This is a genomic window from Pseudomonas sp. ARP3, from assembly GCF_001029595.1.
Classification (GTDB): Bacteria; Pseudomonadota; Gammaproteobacteria; order Pseudomonadales; family Pseudomonadaceae; genus Aquipseudomonas; species Aquipseudomonas rhodesiae.
The window spans coordinates 26,151-43,816 of record NZ_LEKF01000011.1 but is presented as its reverse complement, the minus strand read 5'-3'; the positions used below and the strand labels follow the sequence as shown (position 1 = coordinate 43,816).

General features: G+C 60.1%; 21 protein-coding genes. 13 read left to right on the top strand and 8 right to left on the bottom strand.

From position 1 onward, the window contains the following. Window positions 1-33: 33 nt before the first annotated feature. Window positions 34-597 (bottom strand): alkyl hydroperoxide reductase subunit C, encoded by a 564-nt coding sequence (gene ahpC / locus ABX75_RS14565; RefSeq protein WP_003191303.1) that lies wholly within the window; start codon window positions 595-597, stop codon window positions 34-36. A 133-nt stretch (window positions 598-730) separates the two neighbouring features. Further along, entirely contained in the window at window positions 731-1,663 is a 933-nt protein-coding gene (locus ABX75_RS14560; RefSeq protein WP_047882174.1) for a site-specific integrase, read from the bottom strand. 170 nt (window positions 1,664-1,833) lie between these two features. On the opposite strand from ABX75_RS14560, the gene ABX75_RS14555 reads away from it, so the two are divergent. Beyond that, on the top strand, window positions 1,834-2,841 hold the full coding sequence (locus ABX75_RS14555; protein ID WP_040268400.1) for a DNA-binding protein: 1,008 nt from the start codon (window positions 1,834-1,836) through the stop codon (window positions 2,839-2,841). On the opposite strand, the gene gorA is transcribed toward ABX75_RS14555, so the two are convergent. Both gorA and galU read right to left on the bottom strand, forming a co-directional pair. After that, window positions 2,842-4,200 carry a glutathione-disulfide reductase gene (gorA, locus tag ABX75_RS14550; protein WP_047882173.1) on the bottom strand — a complete coding sequence of 453 codons (1,359 nt, stop codon included), beginning with the start codon at window positions 4,198-4,200 and terminating at the stop codon, window positions 2,842-2,844. Window positions 4,201-4,305: 105 nt separating this feature from the next. After that, a complete protein-coding gene (galU, locus tag ABX75_RS14545) occupies window positions 4,306-5,145 on the bottom strand; it encodes a UTP--glucose-1-phosphate uridylyltransferase GalU (RefSeq protein WP_003173830.1) in 840 nt (279 codons plus the stop codon). A gap of 308 nt (window positions 5,146-5,453) precedes the next feature. On the opposite strand from galU, the gene ABX75_RS14540 reads away from it, so the two are divergent. Both ABX75_RS14540 and ABX75_RS14535 read left to right on the top strand, forming a co-directional pair. Beyond that, a complete protein-coding gene (locus ABX75_RS14540; RefSeq protein WP_016969599.1) occupies window positions 5,454-5,639 on the top strand; it encodes a hypothetical protein in 186 nt (61 codons plus the stop codon). A 143-nt stretch (window positions 5,640-5,782) separates the two neighbouring features. Beyond that, window positions 5,783-6,064 carry a hypothetical protein gene (locus tag ABX75_RS14535; protein WP_034098001.1) on the top strand — a complete coding sequence of 94 codons (282 nt, stop codon included), beginning with the start codon at window positions 5,783-5,785 and terminating at the stop codon, window positions 6,062-6,064. Between the two features lie 10 nt (window positions 6,065-6,074). Here the strand turns inward: ABX75_RS14535 and ABX75_RS14530 are convergent, their stop codons facing one another. The 4 genes from ABX75_RS14530 to ABX75_RS14515 form a co-directional block, all read right to left on the bottom strand. Continuing rightward, window positions 6,075-6,305: a hypothetical protein gene (locus tag ABX75_RS14530; protein ID WP_034098003.1), complete on the bottom strand. Its 231-nt coding sequence runs from the start codon at window positions 6,303-6,305 to the stop codon at window positions 6,075-6,077. Between the two features lie 76 nt (window positions 6,306-6,381). After that, the gene (locus tag ABX75_RS14525; RefSeq protein WP_047882172.1) at window positions 6,382-7,305 is read right to left on the bottom strand and encodes a c-type cytochrome; all 924 of its coding nucleotides are present in this window, start codon (window positions 7,303-7,305) and stop codon (window positions 6,382-6,384) included. After that, the gene (locus tag ABX75_RS14520) at window positions 7,302-7,949 is read right to left on the bottom strand and encodes a c-type cytochrome (RefSeq protein ID WP_047882171.1); all 648 of its coding nucleotides are present in this window, start codon (window positions 7,947-7,949) and stop codon (window positions 7,302-7,304) included. The genes ABX75_RS14525 and ABX75_RS14520 overlap by 4 nt, the downstream gene beginning before the upstream one ends. A gap of 173 nt (window positions 7,950-8,122) precedes the next feature. Further along, the gene (locus ABX75_RS14515; RefSeq protein WP_034098008.1) at window positions 8,123-8,473 is read right to left on the bottom strand and encodes a hypothetical protein; all 351 of its coding nucleotides are present in this window, start codon (window positions 8,471-8,473) and stop codon (window positions 8,123-8,125) included. Window positions 8,474-8,686: 213 nt separating this feature from the next. Here ABX75_RS14515 and ABX75_RS14510 point away from each other — a divergent pair, with 213 nt between their 5' ends. The 10 genes from ABX75_RS14510 to ABX75_RS14470 all read left to right on the top strand — a co-directional run bounded on the left by ABX75_RS14510 (window position 8,687) and on the right by ABX75_RS14470 (window position 17,644). Then, on the top strand, window positions 8,687-8,989 hold the full coding sequence (locus tag ABX75_RS14510; protein ID WP_003191319.1) for a DUF1883 domain-containing protein: 303 nt from the start codon (window positions 8,687-8,689) through the stop codon (window positions 8,987-8,989). 24 nt (window positions 8,990-9,013) lie between these two features. Continuing rightward, on the top strand, window positions 9,014-9,181 hold the full coding sequence (locus tag ABX75_RS29430; protein WP_098100993.1) for a hypothetical protein: 168 nt from the start codon (window positions 9,014-9,016) through the stop codon (window positions 9,179-9,181). Between the two features lie 4 nt (window positions 9,182-9,185). Next, window positions 9,186-9,851 carry a DNA oxidative demethylase AlkB gene (gene alkB / locus ABX75_RS14505; RefSeq protein ID WP_034098009.1) on the top strand — a complete coding sequence of 222 codons (666 nt, stop codon included), beginning with the start codon at window positions 9,186-9,188 and terminating at the stop codon, window positions 9,849-9,851. A 75-nt stretch (window positions 9,852-9,926) separates the two neighbouring features. Continuing rightward, a complete protein-coding gene (gene ada / locus ABX75_RS14500; RefSeq protein WP_034098010.1) occupies window positions 9,927-10,979 on the top strand; it encodes a bifunctional DNA-binding transcriptional regulator/O6-methylguanine-DNA methyltransferase Ada in 1,053 nt (350 codons plus the stop codon). A gap of 109 nt (window positions 10,980-11,088) precedes the next feature. After that, window positions 11,089-12,147 (top strand): nitronate monooxygenase family protein, encoded by a 1,059-nt coding sequence (locus ABX75_RS14495; RefSeq protein WP_034098012.1) that lies wholly within the window; start codon window positions 11,089-11,091, stop codon window positions 12,145-12,147. Between the two features lie 103 nt (window positions 12,148-12,250). Continuing rightward, entirely contained in the window at window positions 12,251-13,003 is a 753-nt protein-coding gene (gene modA / locus ABX75_RS14490) for a molybdate ABC transporter substrate-binding protein (protein WP_034098014.1), read from the top strand. Continuing rightward, complete coding sequence (gene modB, locus ABX75_RS14485) at window positions 13,004-13,684, top strand: molybdate ABC transporter permease subunit (RefSeq protein ID WP_034098015.1); 681 nt, start codon at window positions 13,004-13,006, stop codon at window positions 13,682-13,684. It begins immediately after the preceding gene. Window positions 13,685-13,689: 5 nt separating this feature from the next. Further along, window positions 13,690-14,769 carry a molybdenum ABC transporter ATP-binding protein gene (modC, locus tag ABX75_RS14480; protein ID WP_047882170.1) on the top strand — a complete coding sequence of 360 codons (1,080 nt, stop codon included), beginning with the start codon at window positions 13,690-13,692 and terminating at the stop codon, window positions 14,767-14,769. 79 nt (window positions 14,770-14,848) lie between these two features. Then, a complete protein-coding gene (locus tag ABX75_RS14475; protein WP_034098018.1) occupies window positions 14,849-15,898 on the top strand; it encodes a DNA topoisomerase IB in 1,050 nt (349 codons plus the stop codon). A 123-nt stretch (window positions 15,899-16,021) separates the two neighbouring features. Beyond that, complete coding sequence (locus tag ABX75_RS14470; protein ID WP_047882169.1) at window positions 16,022-17,644, top strand: ABC-F family ATP-binding cassette domain-containing protein; 1,623 nt, start codon at window positions 16,022-16,024, stop codon at window positions 17,642-17,644. Window positions 17,645-17,666: the final 22 nt, after the last annotated feature.

Here is a 17,666-nt window from a genome sequence, read left to right as displayed (position 1 = left end):
GGTGCGGGAACCCGCCCTAGAGACTTCACAGACTTAGATCTTGCCGACCAGGTCCAGGGACGGAGCCAGAGTGGCCTCGCCTTCTTTCCACTTGGCTGGGCACACTTCACCCGGGTGAGCGGCAACGTACTGAGCGGCCTTGATTTTGCGCAGCAGCTCGGAAGCGTCACGGCCCACACCGCCGTCGTTGAGTTCAACGATTTTGATCTGGCCTTCCGGGTTGATCACGAAAGTGCCACGGTCTGCCAGGCCAGCTTCTTCGATCAGCACGTCGAAGTTGCGGGAGATGGTCAGGGTCGGGTCGCCGATCATGGTGTACTGGATTTTGCCGATGGCTGGCGAAGTGTTGTGCCAGGCTGCGTGGGCAAAGTGGGTGTCGGTGGACACGCTGTAGATCTCGACGCCCAGTTTCTGGAATTCGGCGTAGTTGTCGGCCAGGTCTTCCAGCTCGGTTGGGCAAACGAAGGTGAAGTCGGCTGGGTAGAAGAACACCACAGACCATTTGCCTTTCAGGTCAGCGTCGGTCACATCTACGAAGCTGCCGTTTTTGAACGCAGTGGCTTTAAACGGTTTTACTTGGCTGTTGATGATAGGCATCGTTGACTCTCCGTCAGGGGTTAAGAAGTTGATGAGGTGAATCCTACCCAGTCTCTCGATAGATGGCTCATTGGCAAACCTGATGCTGGTGATTGGTTTTCCCTATCAGGTCACCCTATTAATAGAAGAAAACTTAAATCAATGGCTGATTAGCCAGCGTCATACCAAGAAAGGGCGTCGCTTCAACATAGCGCATGGCGGATTTCATGTCGTTCCAGCCGACATAACTCATCAATGACTTCATATCCCAGCCATTGCGATGGGCCCACGTAGCGAACCCCCGTCGCAGCGAATGGCTGGTGTAGTGCTCGGCCGGGATGCCGGCGCGCTCAAGTGCCTGGCGCAGCAGCGGGATGACGCTGTTGGGATGCAAGCCCTCCTCCCCTACATTGCCCCAGCGGTCGATAGCACGAAACACCGGCCCGCGCACCAACGCCGCCGTACTTAGCCAATCGCCATAGGCCCGCACTGGGCACAGGCGCAGCAGAGCCGGGGTGTGGTAGGTCTTGCCCAGGTTGTCGCGATCACTTTTGCTGCGCGGCACATACAAGCTGATTCCGGCCCCCGGTGTGACCTGCACATGCTCCACTTGCAAGCGGCATAGCTCGTCACTGCGAAAGCCACGCCAGAAGCCCAGCAGGATCAACGCCCTGTCGCGCGTGGCCCGCAGCAGCCGTGCCGTGTCCTGGGACTCGCTCGCCTCCTGCGCCTCCTGCTCAAGAAAAGCCACCACCTGTTCCAACTGTTGGAGTTGCAGCGGCTCGGCTTGCTTTTCCCGCGCGGGGTGCACCGCACGGATGCCCTTGAGCACCTTACGCACCACCGGCGCCTTGGTGGGATCAGGAAAGCCTTGGCTGGTATGCCACTGCGCCAACGCCGAGAGCCGCAACTTCAAGGTATTGACCGCCAGCACACCCGCGTGCGCGACCAAGTAGCGCGCCACGCTGTCGCTGGTGGCCGGCAGAAACCCGCCCCAGCTCACTTCGAAATGTTCAATGGCCGCGCGGTAGCTACGGCGCGTGTTATCGCGAGTGGCGGCGTTGAGGTATCGATCCAGATCGCTCATGGAGGGCCTATTCGTACTGGAAACGGGGACAGTTGCGCTGAAGACACGCATGACGCGGGATAATACGCCAATATCCCACCTGTTAAATCCATAATTTTAACGTGAAACAATCCATGTTATAGTACGTAACTACATATTACGTACCACAGTACTAAATCGACGGAGACCTCATGGCGCGCGGCGGCATCAATAAAGCAGTGGTTCAAACGGCACGCTTGGCGATCATCGCCAGAGGCGAACACCCCAGCATCGATGCAGTACGCATCGAAATGGGCAATACCGGCTCCAAGACCACCATTCACCGCTACTTGAAGGAGTTGGATGAGAGCGAATCACGCGTCACCATCACCGAGGCGCCCATCGACGAAGAGCTGAGCGAGCTGGTCGCGCGGCTGGCCCAGCGCCTCAAAGACAAGGCTCAGGAGCCGATCGACCTGGCCTTGGCGCAATTCGAACAAGAGAAAACCGCCCTGCACGCCCAGCTGCAAACCCTGCAGGACGCCCATCAGCAGCTTCAGCAGCAATTCGATATTCAAGCCGCTGCCCTGGCGGAAGAAAGCGCAGCCTTGCAAACCGCCAGTACCAGCCTGCAAACCGAGCAGACCCGCAATGCCGGGCTGAGCCAGGCGTGCAGCGATTACGAGTTGCGCCTCAACGACAAAGATGAGCAGATCCGCTCGCTGGAAGACAAACACACCCATGCACGGGATGCCCTGGAGCACTACCGCAGCGCCATCAAGGAACAGCGCGAGCAGGAACAGCGGCGCCACGAAGGCCAATTGCAACAAGTTCAGGCAGAGCTACGCCAGGCCCAGCAAAGCGCTATGGTGCGTCAGGATGAGATCACTCAGTTGCATCGGGATAATGAGCGGCTGCTGATCGAACAGCGGGTCACAGCGAAAGAGCTGGCGGCACTGCAGGAAAAATTCCAGAAAGATCAGACCGAGCGCCGCCAGCTCAGCGAACAGCTCAACCGTATCGACGGCGAGCGCACCTTGCTTCAAGAGCGTCTGCGCGTGGCGCTGCTGGACAGTCAGTCGCGACAGGCAGCACTGACTGAATACCAGCAAGCCAATAAAGCCCTGGAACTGGACCTGCTCAAGGCCCAGGCCAGTATCGAAGCCTTGCGTCTGGCCGCCGTCGTTGCAACGGCGCCAGAGGCCAAGCCCTCCGACTGATCAGTCGGCCACTGGCGTGCGCATGGTGACGAATTCTTCCGCCGCCGTAGGATGCACGCCTATGGTTTCGTCAAAATGCCGCTTGGTCGCGCCCGCCTTGAGCGCGATCGCCAGGCCCTGAACGATTTCGCCCGCGTCCGGGCCGACCATATGACAGCCCAACACCTTGTCGGTATCGGCATCTACCACGAGCTTCATCAGGGTCTTTTCCTGGCAGTCGGTCAGGGTCAGTTTCATCGGGCGGAAGCGACTTTCAAAAATCTGAACGTTATGGCCGTTTTTCTTCGCCTCCTCCTCTGTCAAACCTACAGTACCGATATTCGGCAGGCTGAACACCGCTGTCGGAATCATCGCGTAATCCACTGGGCGATACTGCTCGGGTTTGAATAGGCGACGCGCTACGGCCATGCCTTCAGCCAGGGCAACCGGAGTGAGTTGCAAGCGACCAATCACATCGCCGATGGCCAGGATTGAAGGCTCGGTGGTTTCATACTGGTCATTGACCTGCACAAAGCCACGCTCGTCGAGAGCGACTCCGGTGTTTTCCAGGCCCAGGTTGTCCAGCATCGGACGCCGACCGGTCGCATAGAACACGCAGTCCGCTTCCAGCACACGGCCATCCTTGAGGGTGGCCTTCAGGCTGCCATCGGCTTGTTTGTCGATGCGTTCGATATCGGCGTTGAACTGCAGATCCAAGCCGCGTTTAGTCAACTCCTCCTGCAGATGCTTGCGCACCGAGCCGTCAAAGCCGCGCAAGAACAAATCACCGCGATACAGCAGGCTAGTCTGAGCGCCCAGGCCATGGAAAATCCCGGCAAACTCAACGGCGATATAACCGCCGCCCACCACCAGCACGCGCTTGGGCAACTCTTTGAGGAAAAACGCTTCATTGGAGCCAATGGCATGTTCGCGCCCTGGAATCTCCGGAATCTGCGGCCAGCCACCCGTGGCGATCAGGATGTGCTTGGCGGTAAAGCGCTCACCATTGATTTCCACCTGATGCGGATCCACCAATCGCGCGTGCCCTTCGTGCAGGGTCACGCCACTGTTGACCAGCAGGTTGCGATAGATGCCATTGAGGCGATTGATCTCGCGATCCTTATTGGCGATCAACGTCGCCCAGTCGAAATTCGCCTCGCCCAAGGACCAGCCAAAGCCGCTGGCCTGTTCGAAGTCTTCGGCAAAATGCGCGCCGTACACCAAGAGCTTTTTCGGCACGCAGCCCACGTTCACACAGGTGCCGCCCAGATAGCGGCTTTCCGCGACGGCAACCTTGGCGCCAAACCCTGCGGCAAAACGCGCCGCGCGAACACCGCCGGAACCAGCGCCAATTACATACAGATCAAAATCGTAGGCCATTTCACTCTCCTCGGCAGGACACCAGCATACCGACTTACATAAGGCTGAAAAACGAAAAAGCCACCCGAAGGTGGCTTTCTCTTAAAACCGGCGAACAGGCGTGAATCAGTACGCCTTGCCAGTCTTGTAGAAGTGCTCGTAGCAGAAGTTGGTGGCTTCGATGTAGCCTTCCGCGCCGCCGCAGTCGAAACGCTGGCCCTTGAACTTGTAGGCAATCACGCAGCCGTCTTTAGCTTGCTTCAACAGAGCGTCGGTGATTTGGATCTCACCGCCCTTGCCTGGCTCGGTTTCTTCGATCAACTTGAAGATGTCCGGGGTCAGGATATAGCGACCGATGATCGCCAGGTTCGATGGAGCATCTTCCGGTGCAGGTTTCTCGACCATGTCGCGTACGCGGATCAGGCCATCACCAATGTCATCACCGGCGATCACGCCATACTTGTTGGTTTCGGTCGGGTTCACTTCCATCACGGCAACGATGGTGCAGCGGTATTTCTGGTACAGCTTGACCATCTGGGTCAGTACGCCGTCGCCTTCCAGGTTTACGCACAGGTCGTCCGCCAGTACTACGGCGAACGGTTCGTCACCGATCAGCGGGCGACCAGTCAGAATCGCGTGGCCGAGGCCTTTCATTTGCGTCTGGCGGGTGTAGGAGAACGAGCACTCGTCCAGCAGCTTACGGATGCCGACCAAGTATTTTTCCTTGTCGGTGCCCTTGATCTGATTTTCCAGCTCGTAGCTGATGTCGAAGTGGTCTTCCAGGGCGCGCTTACCGCGACCGGTCACAATGGAGATTTCATTCAGACCGGCATCCAGAGCTTCTTCCACACCGTACTGAATCAGTGGCTTGTTCACCACCGGCAGCATCTCTTTGGGCATGGCCTTGGTCGCTGGCAAGAAGCGAGTGCCGTAACCGGCTGCTGGGAACAAGCATTTCTTGATCATATGGGTCCTTACAAAGGGCTATGCGTACGGAATTCGGCGCAGTCTAATCAGGCCGCAGCCACCTTACAATGGGTCCTGCTGGCGTTGCGATGTCATCATAGAGAAAAAATCTCAGCGTAAGTTCCACTTATCTTACAAACAGCACTGCCGTTACTTCGGCAAAAATACTCACTGCTTATTGTTTCAATCTGCTGAAGCCTTTTTATCACGCTGGCGCGCTGGAACATTGACCTGGATTAACTTGCCCTGAACCCTGACATTTGGCGCTATCATTGCGGCCTTGAACCAGACCACGAGATTGTTAATAGATGTCAGAACCCAAAGGTGTGAACGGCTACCTGATTACCCAGCGCGCGGACGGCTGGCATTTGATCAACTTCCACGGCGACAGCGTCGCTGGCACCTTCGCCACCGAACGTGAGGCGATCGCAGTGGCCGAAGTGTTCGTGGATGAGGCCGGCCACGCTTCGAGCAAGCGCCCTAAAGGTAAGTGAGCGTCAGCTTTCACCTATGAAGCCCCTGAGAATGGGGCTTTTTTGTGTTTGTCTGTACGCAGATGGCAGTTCGCTATAATCTTCGCCAAACGCCCCACGACAGTGTCAGCGCTCCCCTCCTATACCCTTGATGACGAACACCTATGAACAAGATTCTGGCACTTACTGCGGCACTGGCACTCGCCGGCTGCACCACCACCTCGGACGTCTACCTGAAAAACGGCGAACAAGGCCTGACCATTGACTGTTCCGGCGAAGCCAATTCCTGGGCCAGCTGTTACGAAAAGGCCGACGCTTCATGTGCAGGCACCGGCTACCGTATTGTCGGCACCGAAGGCACGCCGTCGCTCAAGGAAAGCGAGAAAACCCTGGGCCAGGACGTTGGCAACTACAAAAGCCGCAGCGTCGTCGTGGTGTGCAAATAAGCGTCGGCGCTTACAGCTGAATGTCGGCGAACTTGATGCCCAGTCCGCGAATGGTCTCGATCAGATCGTCCAGGCGCTGGAACGACTCCACCTCGTCCTGATCGTCCACCAGGAAGAAACTGCGTCCACCGCTTTTTTTGAAGAAAACGATCCACTCGCCGAGGTCGGCAGGATTTTGGATGACATGGGTGGCCGAGATCTGACCCTCGGCATGGCGGGCTCTGACATCTTCACGTTTCATAACTGGCTTCCAGAAAAAGACAAATACCGCGCGAACCCGGGCTCGCACGGCATTTTTGCATTGAATGGTCGACAGTCTAACGGATGCCCTGCCCGATCAGCACGCCCTCTACGGATTGGCCATACAAATTGACGCCGTCGTTGGCGTGGAACTTCAGTCGGGTCTTCTCCACCGAGCCGTCCACCAGGCGCGGATCCTGCGGCCGTTCGTGGCTGTTGACGTAGGCCGCCACATCCCAGGCCTGCTGGTCGCTCAAACTGCCGCCTTTACCCAGTGGCATATTGTGTTTGATAAACGATGCGGCCGTATTGATGCGGTGCATGCCCGCGCCCCAATTGTAGGAATCTTTACCCCATAGCGGTGGCATCGCGTAGTCGTCGCCTACCTTTTGCCCTTGGCCTTGCGGCCCATGACACACCGCACACTGCTCTCCATAGACCTGTGCGCCCCGAGCCAAGCTGTAACCGTCTGCCGGTTGCGCCACCTCTGGGTACCCGCGCCCCGGCAGCTCGACGCCCAGCGGCGCCTTACTGGCCAGCCAATAGGAGTACACCGATAAAGCGGTGATTTCCGGGCTGTCGGCGGCCGGCGGGGTGCCGCCGTTCATGCTGAATTGGAAACAGCCCTGCAACCGCTCCGCGTAGGTGTTGACCTTGTCGTTCTTCTTTCTATAAGCCGGATACATCGGATAGGCCGCCCACAACGGCGCCGAGTTGGCCAGGCGGCCCTGGTTGAGATGGCAATTGCTGCAATTGAGGCCGTTGCCGACAAACTGCGGGGCCAGACGCTTGGTGTCGACGAACAAGGCATATCCCTGCCTGACCAACTTGCCATAGGCATTGTCGGGCAAGTCTTTTTCCGCCGGTGGCTGGAACACGCTGGCTGGCGATTCGACCGAATGGGGCACTAACTGGGATTGGTCTTCCATGGCGATGGTTGCGGCATGGCTTGGCAGGACCATCAACAGCCCGACAGCGGGAGTGATCAGATGCGCCTTCATGGCTTAGCCTCCACGTTCAATGACGCGAAGTACTGAGCGACACCCTGGACTTCCTCGGCGGTCAGTGACTTGGCGATGTGCCCCATCAGATCATTGGCATCGTTGCGGCGAGTGCCGCTCTGCCAGGCGCTCAACTGCGCAGCCAGATAAGCCGCAGGCTGGCCGGCCAGTGGCGGGAACGCGTCACCGATGCCGCTGCCGGCCGGACCGTGACAACTGACGCACGCAGGAATCTGTCGCTCCCACGCGCCTTGCCAGGCAAGTTGCTGCGCGGCTGTGGTCGGCATTTCGCTGCGGTGCAGCGCAGCCGGTGCTGGCGCCGGCATCGCGGCGATGGCTTGGCTCAGTGCGTCCACCTCCGCCGGTGTCAGGGCAATTGCCAGCGGGCGCATCACCGGGTTGCTACGGCTACCGCTTTTGAAATCCTCCAGCTGCTTGCGTACATAGGCTGCCGGCAGCCCCGCCAACCGCGGGAAACCAGCCGCCGCTATGCCTGAACCATCCGCACCATGGCAAGCCACACAGGGCATGGCGCCCGGCTGCGCGCCGCCCTCCATAAAAATTCTCTTACCATCCAGCGCCTGGGCGTTATCCATCAGCAAAAGCAGCGCGCTACTTATCAGCACTCGTTGCAGAGCTTTCATCACGACTCCGTTTTTATTGTTATGAGTTGATGCCCTTACGGCATAAACCTTACAAAGAGTAGGGCAATGGCCCTGCTTCCACAATATTAACGCCGAGAATAAAAAAGCCTGACACTGCAGCGGCAGGGCCAGGCTTTTATCGGATTCGAAGTCTGATGATGAGGCTCAAAGGATCAGCCGGAGATGCAGTCCTCACCGGCTTTTTTCACATCGCCCGGACGAATCGGCACATTCGACATGCTCTCGTAGAGCTTGATGCTGCTGCCGCTGGAGCGTTCCTCGATTTCAAAAATCGCCGATGGGTCGGCCGAGAACTTCTGCGGCACGATCACCCTGACGCCTTCCTTATGCGGCTCGATCTGCGGTGGCCGACGGGTAGTGGAGAGTTTCTGCACAACACATGCGGCGTATTCCTGCGGCTTCTTACCGGAAATCACTGCCAACGTTGGCGGGGTCTGCTTGATGTCTGCAACCGAAGCACATCCACCCAACGCCAAGGCCAGAACCAACACACTCCACTTCATATAAAAACCTCCGATAAAGACCCTACGACAGCGGGGATGGTAAATTTCTCCCGGACACGTAGGATTTATCCCTGATCACACGGTAAATAACTGTTTTAAATTGTCGACGCCGTTGAAGACGGGCCGATAATAAACGCGCTGGGGCTGATAAACTCCATCTTAACCTACGTATCATTCTGATTTTTCAGAAAAAGCCCTTCTGGAGACACTCCCATGAAATTTATCCACCAGCGCGAGCACCTCAACGAGGGAGATATTGTCGTCATCGAATGCTCGCAAACCTGCAATATCCGTCTGATGAGCGACGCGAACTTTCGCAGCTTCAAAAACGGCGGCCGCCACACTTACCATGGCGGTGCGTTCGATAAATTCCCTGCGAAGATCACCGCGCCGAGCACCGGTTTCTGGAACATCACCCTGGATGTGGTCACCCGCCGCGCCATCAGCGTGACCCGCAAACCTGCGCTGTCCCACAAGATTCGTATCGTGCGTCGTACCAGCTCCAAGCTGAGCTGATCCGCCCTTCCACAGGAAATAACCGTGACTGCCACCACAAAATACGTGATCAAGTACAAGCTCAACGGCGAGCGCCGTTTCGAGTTTGCCCACCTGCACAGCAACGACTTGGAAGAAGCCAAGCAAGCCTTGGCGAAAATTCATGAATCCAGTGATGAAATTACCGACATCACTGTGAGCAAGGCACTCTAAGCCCATGCCCGGCCCCACTGCGGACCTGTTCGCCGACCACGCCTTGCAGCAACCCGCAGGGCGTGAGCAGATCGGCGAACAGTCCTACGTGCTAAGAGGCTATGCCCTGCCTTGGATTGATCGTCTTCTACCGGAACTGCGCCGCGTGTTGGCGCAAGCACCGTTTCGCCAAATGGTTACCCCCGGTGGCTTTACCATGTCGGCAGCCTTGAGCAGTTGTGGTGACCTGGGCTGGACCACCGACACCACCGGCTATCGCTACACCCCCTTCGACCCGCGCACCCAACAGCCTTGGCCCGCCTTGCCCGAAGCCTTGCGCTCATTGGCTGTAGAGGCGGCGGCCGAGGCCGGTTTCGCCGCCTTCGCCCCCGACGCCTGCCTGATCAACCGCTACGTGGCCCGGGCCAAGATGTCGCTGCACCAGGACAAAAACGAGCGCGATTACGCAGCGCCCGTGGTGTCAATATCCCTGGGCCTGCCGGCGATCTTCCTGTTCGGTGGCCATGCCCGTGCAGACAAACCGCAGAAAATCTCGCTGTTCCATGGCGATGTGGTGGTCTGGGGCGGTGTGGACCGCCTGCGCTTTCATGGGGTGATGCCGATCAAAGACGGGGTGCATCCGGTGATGGGCCCGCAACGCATCAACCTGACGCTACGCACCGCCGGTTGATTTGACCGCAAGCTTCGGAGTGCCAGGCGGTCTCGGCGCGGTTAATCTGCCCGGGAGCCGTCAAGAGTGCCAAGCATGACTATCGAACAAGATCCCCGCTGGGCTGCCATTGTGGCCCGCGACAGCAACGCCGATGGGTGGTTTGTGTATGGCGTTAAGACCACCGGTGTCTATTGCCGCCCCAGCAGCGCTTCGCGGCTGCCGCGCCCGGAGAATATTGAGTTTTTCGACACCCCGGCGCAGGCCGAAGCCGCCGGCTATCGCCCCAGCAAACGCGCGAGCGGCGACCAGACCCAACTGGCCGCCCACCATGCCCAATTGGTGGCCGACGCATGCCGGCATATCGAGCACGCGGCCACTGCGCCGAGCTTGAATACCCTCGCTGACCGAGCCGGTCTGAGCCCGTTCCATTTCCATCGCGTTTTCAAGGCCGTGACGGGTCTGACGCCCAAGGGCTACGCCAATGCCCATCGTTCCCGCAAAGTGCGCGACGGGCTCAAGGGCCAGCATTCCGTGACGGCTGCGCTGTACGACGCCGGTTTTAATTCCAACAGTCGTTTTTATGAAGCGGCCAATCAGCTGCTTGGCATGAAACCCAGCGACTACAAGGCCGGCGGCGCTCACAACGCTATTTGGTTCGCCGTCGGGCAGTGCTCGCTGGGGGCGATTTTGGTGGCGCAGAGCAGTCGAGGCGTCTGTGCGATCCTGCTGGGTGACGACCCCGAACAACTGTTGCGCGACCTGCAAGACCAATTCCCCAAGGCCGAACTGGTGGGCGCCGATGCGACGTTCGAAAGGTTGGTGGCCCAGGTCGTCGGCTTTGTCGAGGCGCCCGCGCTAGGCCTGGATTTGCCGTTGGACCTGCGTGGCACCGCGTTTCAGGAGCGTGTGTGGCAAGCCTTGCGGGATATCCCAGTGGGCAGCACCGCCAGTTATGCGCAGATCGCCCAGCGCATCGGCGCACCCAAGTCGTTTCGTGCCGTGGCCCAGGCGTGCGGCGCTAACAGCCTTGCAGTGGCAATCCCTTGCCATCGGGTGGTGCGCAGCGATGGCGAGCTGTCCGGCTACCGCTGGGGCGTTGCACGCAAGCAGGCATTGCTTGAGCGCGAACGTAACAGCAAAAGCTGATAGCCCTGCACGAAACGTCCACAGCGTCCAGTGAATAAAACAGACTGGCCGCGTGGCATACGCCCTGCTAAAAACAGCGAAACCACTGACCTTCGCTGGAGCCCCATCCATGAGCACCTGGCCTGACACACGGATTCTCGACTTGCTCGGCATCGAGGTACCCATTATCCAGGCGCCCATGGCCGTCGGCACCACGCCCGCCATGGTGATTGCCGCCAACCAGGCAGGCGCGTTGGGCTCGCTGCCCGCCGCCGCGCTGAGTATCGAGCAGCTGCGTGAAAGCCTCAGCGTCATCCGTGCGGCCAGCAACCGGCCGATTAACGTGAACTTCTTCTGCCATCAGCCGCCTGCGCCGGACGAGGCTCGCGACCAACGCTGGAAAGCCCTGCTGCAACCGTTCTACCGCGAACTGGGCGCCGATTTCGAGGCGCCGACGCCGGTGTCCAACCGTGCGCCGTTCAACGACGAGGCGTGTCAGGTGGTAGAAGCGTTCCGTCCCGAGGTCGTCAGTTTCCACTTCGGGCTGCCGGAAAAAGCCTTGTTGGATCGGGTCAAAGCCACGGGGGCCAAGGTGCTGTCGTCGGCCACCACGGTGGAAGAAGCCCGCTGGCTAGAGGCCCACGGTTGCGATGCAATCATCGCCATGGGCATCGAGGCTGGAGGTCACCGGGCCATGTTCCTTAGCGATGACCTCAACACTCAGATCGGCCTGATGGCGCTGGTGCCGCAGATCGTCGACGCCGTCAGCGTGCCGGTGATCGCCGCGGGCGGTATCGGCGACGCGCGGGGCATCGTCGCAGCGTTCGCCCTGGGCGCCTCGGCGGTGCAGGTCGGCACGGCGTACCTGTTTACCCCCGAAGCCAATGTGAGCGCGGCCCATCACTATGCGTTGCGCCACGCCCAGGCCAGTGAAACCGCCTTGACCAACCTGTTCACCGGCCGCCCGGCGCGAGGCATCGTCAATCGAGTCATGCGCGAATTGGGCGCGATGAATCCCGCAGCGCCGGCATTTCCCCGCGCCGGCGGCGCCTTGATGCCGCTCAAAGCAAAGGATGAAGGCGGTTTCAGCAACCTGTGGTCAGGCCAGGCCTTGCGTCTGGGCCGTGACATAGGCACTTACGAATTGACGCGTCAATTGGCCGAGCAGGCGCTGGCCAAGCTCACGTAACCCAGGCCGTTGCGGCAACGTTGCACTGTACCGGCAGTGGCCAACCGCTATATAGTCCCGTACATAGCGATTAACCACGCCGTGCATTCCAAGGAGCTGCTTCATGCTGATTCATGCCTCACGCCTGGCCGTCCTGGCTACCGCCCTCGTGTTCGGCTCGGCCCACGCCGATGAAGTCCAAGTGGCGGTGGCGGCCAATTTCACCGCACCGATCCAGGCGCTGGCCGCCAGCTTCGAACAGGACACCGGCCATAAACTGGTCGCGTCCTACGGCGCCACCGGCCAGTTCTACACCCAGATCAAGAACGGCGCGCCCTTTGAAGTGTTCTTCAGCGCCGACGACAGCACCCCACAGAAACTCGAAAACGAAGGCGATACAGTCAAAGGCTCGCGCTTCACCTACGCGGTGGGCACCTTGGCGCTGTGGTCGCCTCAAGCTGGCTATGTCGATGCCAATGGTGAGGTGTTAAAACGCAATCAGTTCAAGCACTTGTCCATCGCCAACCCCAAAGCGGCGCCCTATGGTCTGGCCGCCACCCAGGTTTTGGCCAAACAGGGCCTGAGCGAACAGGTCAAGGACAAGGTCGTCGAAGGCCAGAACATCACCCAGGCCTATCAGTTCGTTTCCACTGGCAACGCCGAGCTGGGCTTTGTGGCCTTGTCGCAGATCTATAAAGACGGCAAAGTCACCAGCGGTTCGGCGTGGATCGTCCCCGCGGCCTTGCATGACCCGATCAAACAGGACGCGGTGATCCTCAACAAAGGCAAAGACAGCGCCGCTGCCAAAGCGCTGGTCGAATACCTCAAAGGGCCGAAAGCCGCTGCCGTTATCAAATCCTACGGTTACGAGCTGTAAATGCCCCTATCGAGTGCCGATTTTTCCGCGATCTGGTTGACCATCAAACTGGCGTCACTGACCACCGTGATCCTGCTGGTCATCGGCACTCCAATTGCCCTGTGGCTGTCACGTACGCGCTCCTGGTGGCGCGGGCCGGTGGGGGCGATCGTCGCCCTGCCCCTGGTGCTGCCACCGACGGTGATCGGCTTTTACCTGCTACTGAGCATGGGGCCCAACGGTTACTTCGGCCAGTTCACCCAGTGGCTGGGGCTGGGCACCCTGACATTCAGCTTCGCCGGGCTGGTGATTGGCTCGGTGATCTATTCCATGCCGTTTGTGGTGCAGCCGTTGCAAAACGCTTTTTCGGCCATCGGCACGCGGCCTTTGGAAGTCGCTGCGACACTGCGCGCCGGGCCGTGGGACACGTTCTTCAGCGTCATCCTGCCCCTGGCGCGGCCGGGGTTTGTCACCGCATCCATTCTGGGCTTTGCCCACACCGTGGGTGAATTCGGTGTGGTGCTGATGATCGGCGGCAATATTCCGGACAAGACGCGCGTGGTGTCGGTGCAGATCTACGACCATGTCGAAGCCATGGAATACGCCCAGGCCCATTGGCTGGCCGGCGCCATGGTGGTGTTCGCGTTCTTTGTGTTGCTGGCGCTCTACTCCAGCCGTAAAACCAACATGGGCTGGAACTGATATCGATGATGGAAATACGCCTGCGACTGTCGTACTCCGGCTTTGCTCTCGATGTGGACCTGCACCTGCCCGGGCGCGGCGTCACTGCGCTGTACGGGCATTCCGGCTCGGGCAAGACCACTTGCCTGCGCTGCATCGCCGGGTTGGAGCGGGCCGGCGACGGCTTTGTGCGGATCAACGATGAGGTCTGGCAAGACAGCCGCAGCGGCCTATTCGTACCACCGCACCAGCGCCCGTTGGGGTATGTGTTCCAGGAAGCGAGCCTGTTTGCGCATTTGTCGGTGCGCGCCAACCTGGCCTTCGGCCTCAAGCGCACACCGCGCGCGCAACGGCGGGTGGACATCACTCAGGCCACCGAACTGCTGGGCATCGGCCACTTGCTCGAACGTCACCCGCAGCACCTGTCCGGCGGCGAGCGCCAGCGCATCGGCATCGCCCGCGCTCTGCTTACCAGCCCGCGCTTACTGCTGATGGATGAGCCCCTGGCCGCCCTCGACAGCCAGCGCAAAAGCGAAATCCTGCCGTACCTGGAACGCCTGCACGACGAGTTAGACATCCCGGTGCTGTACGTCAGCCATGCCCAGGATGAGGTGGCGCGCCTGGCCGATCACATCGTGCTGCTCAGCGACGGCAAGGCCTTGGCCAGCGGTCCCATCGGCGACACGCTGGCGCGCCTGGACCTGCCCCTGGCGCGTGGCGACGAAGCCGGTGTGGTGATCGACGGCGTGGTCACTGCCTACGATGCGCACTACCAATTACTCACGTTGCAGTTGCCGGGCAGTGCCTCGACCATGCGCGTGGCCCACGCACCGCTGGGCATCGGCCAGGCCCTGCGGGTCAAGGTGCAGGCTCGTGACGTGAGCCTCAGCCCGCAGGCCGAAGAACACAGCAGCATCCTCAACCGTTTGCCGGTGACCGTCACCGAGGAAATCGCCGCGGACAACAGCGCCCATGTACTGGTGCGCCTGGACGCCGGTGGTACACCGTTACTGGCGCGCATCACACGGTTTTCCCGCGATCAGTTGCAATTGCATCCCGGCCAGCCTCTGTGGGCGCAGATCAAGGCCGTGGCGGTGCTGGCCTAGCAAACCTTTTGGCACGACCGCACACAGCTGCGGTCCATCAGACATACCGGCCTGATTTTGTTGCCAAGGAACCTGACCCATGCCCGACTCCGCGCTGCCCGCCGACCTGCCTCGCGACCTGCATTACGTTGATGACACCCAGCCGGGCATTCGCCGCAAGAAAGTGCGCGGCAAATTCCAGTACTTCGACCCCAAGGGCGAACGCATCACCGATGCTGACGAGATCCGACGTCTCAACGCCCTGGCGGTGCCACCGGCCTACACCGACGTGTGGATCTGCGCCGACCCGCGCGGCCACCTGCAAGCCACCGGCCGCGACGCCCGTGGGCGCAAGCAATACCGCTACCACACACGCTGGCGCGAAGTGCGCGACACCGACAAGTACGCGCGCTTGCAAGCCTTCGGCAATGCCCTGCCAAAACTGCGCAAGCAGTTGGAAGCACAACTGGCCGAGCCCGGTTTCACCCGCGAGAAAGTCCTGGCTACCGTGGTGATGCTGCTGGACGCCACCCTGATCCGCGTCGGCAATACCCAATACGCCCGCGACAACAAATCCTATGGCTTGACCACCCTGCGCAACCGTCATGTGGACGTCAAAGGCAGCGAAATCCAGTTCCAGTTTCGCGGCAAGAGCGGCGTCGAGCACCAGCTCAGCGTGAAGGACCGCCGCCTGGCAAATGTGGTGAAACGCTGCATGGAATTGCCGGGACAGAACCTGTTCCAGTACTTGGACGAGAACGGCGAGCGCCACACGGTCAGCTCGCATGATGTGAATGCCTATCTGCACAGCCTCACCGGCGAAGACTTCACCGCCAAGGACTACCGCACCTGGGCCGGCACCGCCATGGCGTTGGCGGTGCTGCGCGAGTTGGAGTGGCAGCCCGAATCCGATGCTAAGCGCCATGTGGTGGCGATGGTCAAGGATGTCGCCAAACAGCTGGGTAATACTCCGGCGGTGTGCCGCAAGTGTTACATCCACCCGGCGGTGCTGGAGCATTTCAGCCTTGGCGAGTTGTCGAAATTGCCCAAGCCGCGAGTGCGCAAAGGCTTGAAAGCCGAGGAAGTTGCACTGGCGATGTTCCTGGAAAGACTGGCCGCCGACTTGCCGCAAAAGGCCAAGGCAGGTTAGGCTCTGCCGCCCTCCTGTTCTCTAGGACGACCGCCGACGTGAACCACTAAGCCTTCCAAAATGTATCCGCAACCAGCGCCATGCGCGCTAGTTGGCCTGTCCGACATTTTTTTGGAGGTGCTGATGACTCACGTCAAACGGCTGCCCGCAATGATTTCCCTGCAACACGTTACCTTCCAGTTCGCCAATGGCGAAACCTTGCTGGCTGACGTGAACCTGTCCATCGATCACACCTCCACCGGTATTGTGGGACGCAATGGCCGTGGCAAAAGCGTGCTCGCGCAATTGATCGCCGGGGTGCTTGTGCCGTCATCCGGCTCGATCACCCGCTCGGCCAGCGCGGTCTATGTGCCGCAACGGGTGGTGGTCAATCCGGGAATGAGCGTTGCCGATCTTAGCGGCACTGCCAACGTGCTGGCAGCGCTGGAACGCATGGCTGCGGGCGCGGCGCACATCGACGATTTTGACCTGATCGACAATCGCTGGGATCTACCCGAACGTCTGCGCGCGGCCCTGGATGAAGCCGGTCTGGGGTCACTGGCGGCGGATTCATCGGCCGAACAGCTCAGTGGCGGCCAACTGGCGCGGGTAGTGCTGATCGGCGCCCTGTTGGCGTCGCCACAGGTGCTGGTACTCGACGAGCCCACCAACCACCTCGACAGCGATGGCCGCGCCTGGCTGATGCGAGCGCTGGGCCAGTGGCGCGGCGGCTTGGTGGTGGTCAGTCACGATCGGCCCTTGCTCGATAGCCTGGCGCGCATCGTCGAAGTGTCGCCCCTCGGTCTTCTCGTCTATGGCGGTAATTACGAGACTTATCGCCGGCAACGCGACGCCGAGCAACAGGCCGCCGTCGCGGCATTGGAACAGGCGCGCCTGGAGCGCAGTCGCGAACGCCGTCGCCTACAAAAGGACCACGATACACTGCAACGCAATGCCGCCCGTGCGCACCAGCACGCACAAACCGCGAATGTGGACCGGTTTACCCAGGCGCGCTGGAAGCGCACCGCCAGCGAAGTGGTCAGCAGCGTGCGCAGTGAGCAATACGCGCGTAAACAACAACTGGATACTCAGGTCCGCCAAGCCCATGAGCGCGTGGAGGAACAGTCGCCGACATTGATCGCCTTGCCGGCGTCGACGGTGCCTAAGGGGCGTCTGGTGCTGAGGTTGGTGGATGCACGCCTACCATGGTTGCATACACCCGCACTGACGCTCAGTTTGATGGGCCCCGTGCGAGTAATCGTGCAGGGCCCTAACGGTTGCGGTAAATCCACCTTGCTCAAAGTGCTGGCGGGCGATTCCCACCCAGTCAGCGGTGAGTGTTGGGTGCCGGTACCCACCGCCTACATCGATCAGCAACTGGCCTTTCTGGAGGACCGACGCTCGGTTATCGAGCACCTCAATCTGCTCGAAACGCCGCTGGCCGAAGGCGAGCTGCGTACTCGTCTGGCTTTGCTGCAACTGAACGCCGTGCGTGTGACTCAGCCGGTCGCGCAGCTCAGCGGTGGCGAGCGTCTGAAGGCCGCGATGGCGATTGCCCTGTGGCGTGAAATCCCGGCGCAATTATTGTTGCTGGACGAACCGACCAACCACTTGGACCTGGAGTCGGTGCTTGCCTTCGAACACGCGTTGCAAGGGTTTGCGGGCGCTTTGGTGGTGGTATCCCATGACGACGCGTTTGTCCGGGCCATCGGCCCGACCCATCGGTTGCAGTGGACATCCACAGGATGGTGCCTGGAAGCTGTCTGAGATCATTGCGCGTAAGGTCAAA

Bases quoted from the DNA above. Each gene is read 5' to 3' on its own strand.
- modA (WP_034098014.1), top strand. From the start codon at position 12,251: ATGCTGATTCATGCCTCACGCCTGGCCGTCCTGGCTACCGCCCTCGTG.
- ABX75_RS14525 (WP_047882172.1), bottom strand. From the start codon at position 7,305: ATGAAGGCGCATCTGATCACTCCCGCTGTCGGGCTGTTGATGGTCCTG.
- alkB (WP_034098009.1), top strand. From the start codon at position 9,186: ATGCCCGGCCCCACTGCGGACCTGTTCGCCGACCACGCCTTGCAGCAA.
- ABX75_RS14475 (WP_034098018.1), top strand. From the start codon at position 14,849: ATGCCCGACTCCGCGCTGCCCGCCGACCTGCCTCGCGACCTGCATTAC.
- galU (WP_003173830.1), bottom strand. From the start codon at position 5,145: ATGATCAAGAAATGCTTGTTCCCAGCAGCCGGTTACGGCACTCGCTTC.
- gorA (WP_047882173.1), bottom strand. From the start codon at position 4,200: ATGGCCTACGATTTTGATCTGTATGTAATTGGCGCTGGTTCCGGCGGT.
- ABX75_RS14540 (WP_016969599.1), top strand. From the start codon at position 5,454: ATGTCAGAACCCAAAGGTGTGAACGGCTACCTGATTACCCAGCGCGCG.
- modC (WP_047882170.1), top strand. From the start codon at position 13,690: ATGATGGAAATACGCCTGCGACTGTCGTACTCCGGCTTTGCTCTCGAT.
- ABX75_RS14520 (WP_047882171.1), bottom strand. From the start codon at position 7,949: ATGAAAGCTCTGCAACGAGTGCTGATAAGTAGCGCGCTGCTTTTGCTG.
- ABX75_RS14535 (WP_034098001.1), top strand. From the start codon at position 5,783: ATGAACAAGATTCTGGCACTTACTGCGGCACTGGCACTCGCCGGCTGC.
- ABX75_RS14495 (WP_034098012.1), top strand. From the start codon at position 11,089: ATGAGCACCTGGCCTGACACACGGATTCTCGACTTGCTCGGCATCGAG.
- ABX75_RS14555 (WP_040268400.1), top strand. From the start codon at position 1,834: ATGGCGCGCGGCGGCATCAATAAAGCAGTGGTTCAAACGGCACGCTTG.
- modB (WP_034098015.1), top strand. From the start codon at position 13,004: ATGCCCCTATCGAGTGCCGATTTTTCCGCGATCTGGTTGACCATCAAA.
- ABX75_RS14470 (WP_047882169.1), top strand. From the start codon at position 16,022: ATGACTCACGTCAAACGGCTGCCCGCAATGATTTCCCTGCAACACGTT.
- ABX75_RS14560 (WP_047882174.1), bottom strand. From the start codon at position 1,663: ATGAGCGATCTGGATCGATACCTCAACGCCGCCACTCGCGATAACACG.
- ahpC (WP_003191303.1), bottom strand. From the start codon at position 597: ATGCCTATCATCAACAGCCAAGTAAAACCGTTTAAAGCCACTGCGTTC.
- ABX75_RS14515 (WP_034098008.1), bottom strand. From the start codon at position 8,473: ATGAAGTGGAGTGTGTTGGTTCTGGCCTTGGCGTTGGGTGGATGTGCT.
- ada (WP_034098010.1), top strand. From the start codon at position 9,927: ATGACTATCGAACAAGATCCCCGCTGGGCTGCCATTGTGGCCCGCGAC.
- ABX75_RS14510 (WP_003191319.1), top strand. From the start codon at position 8,687: ATGAAATTTATCCACCAGCGCGAGCACCTCAACGAGGGAGATATTGTC.
- ABX75_RS14530 (WP_034098003.1), bottom strand. From the start codon at position 6,305: ATGAAACGTGAAGATGTCAGAGCCCGCCATGCCGAGGGTCAGATCTCG.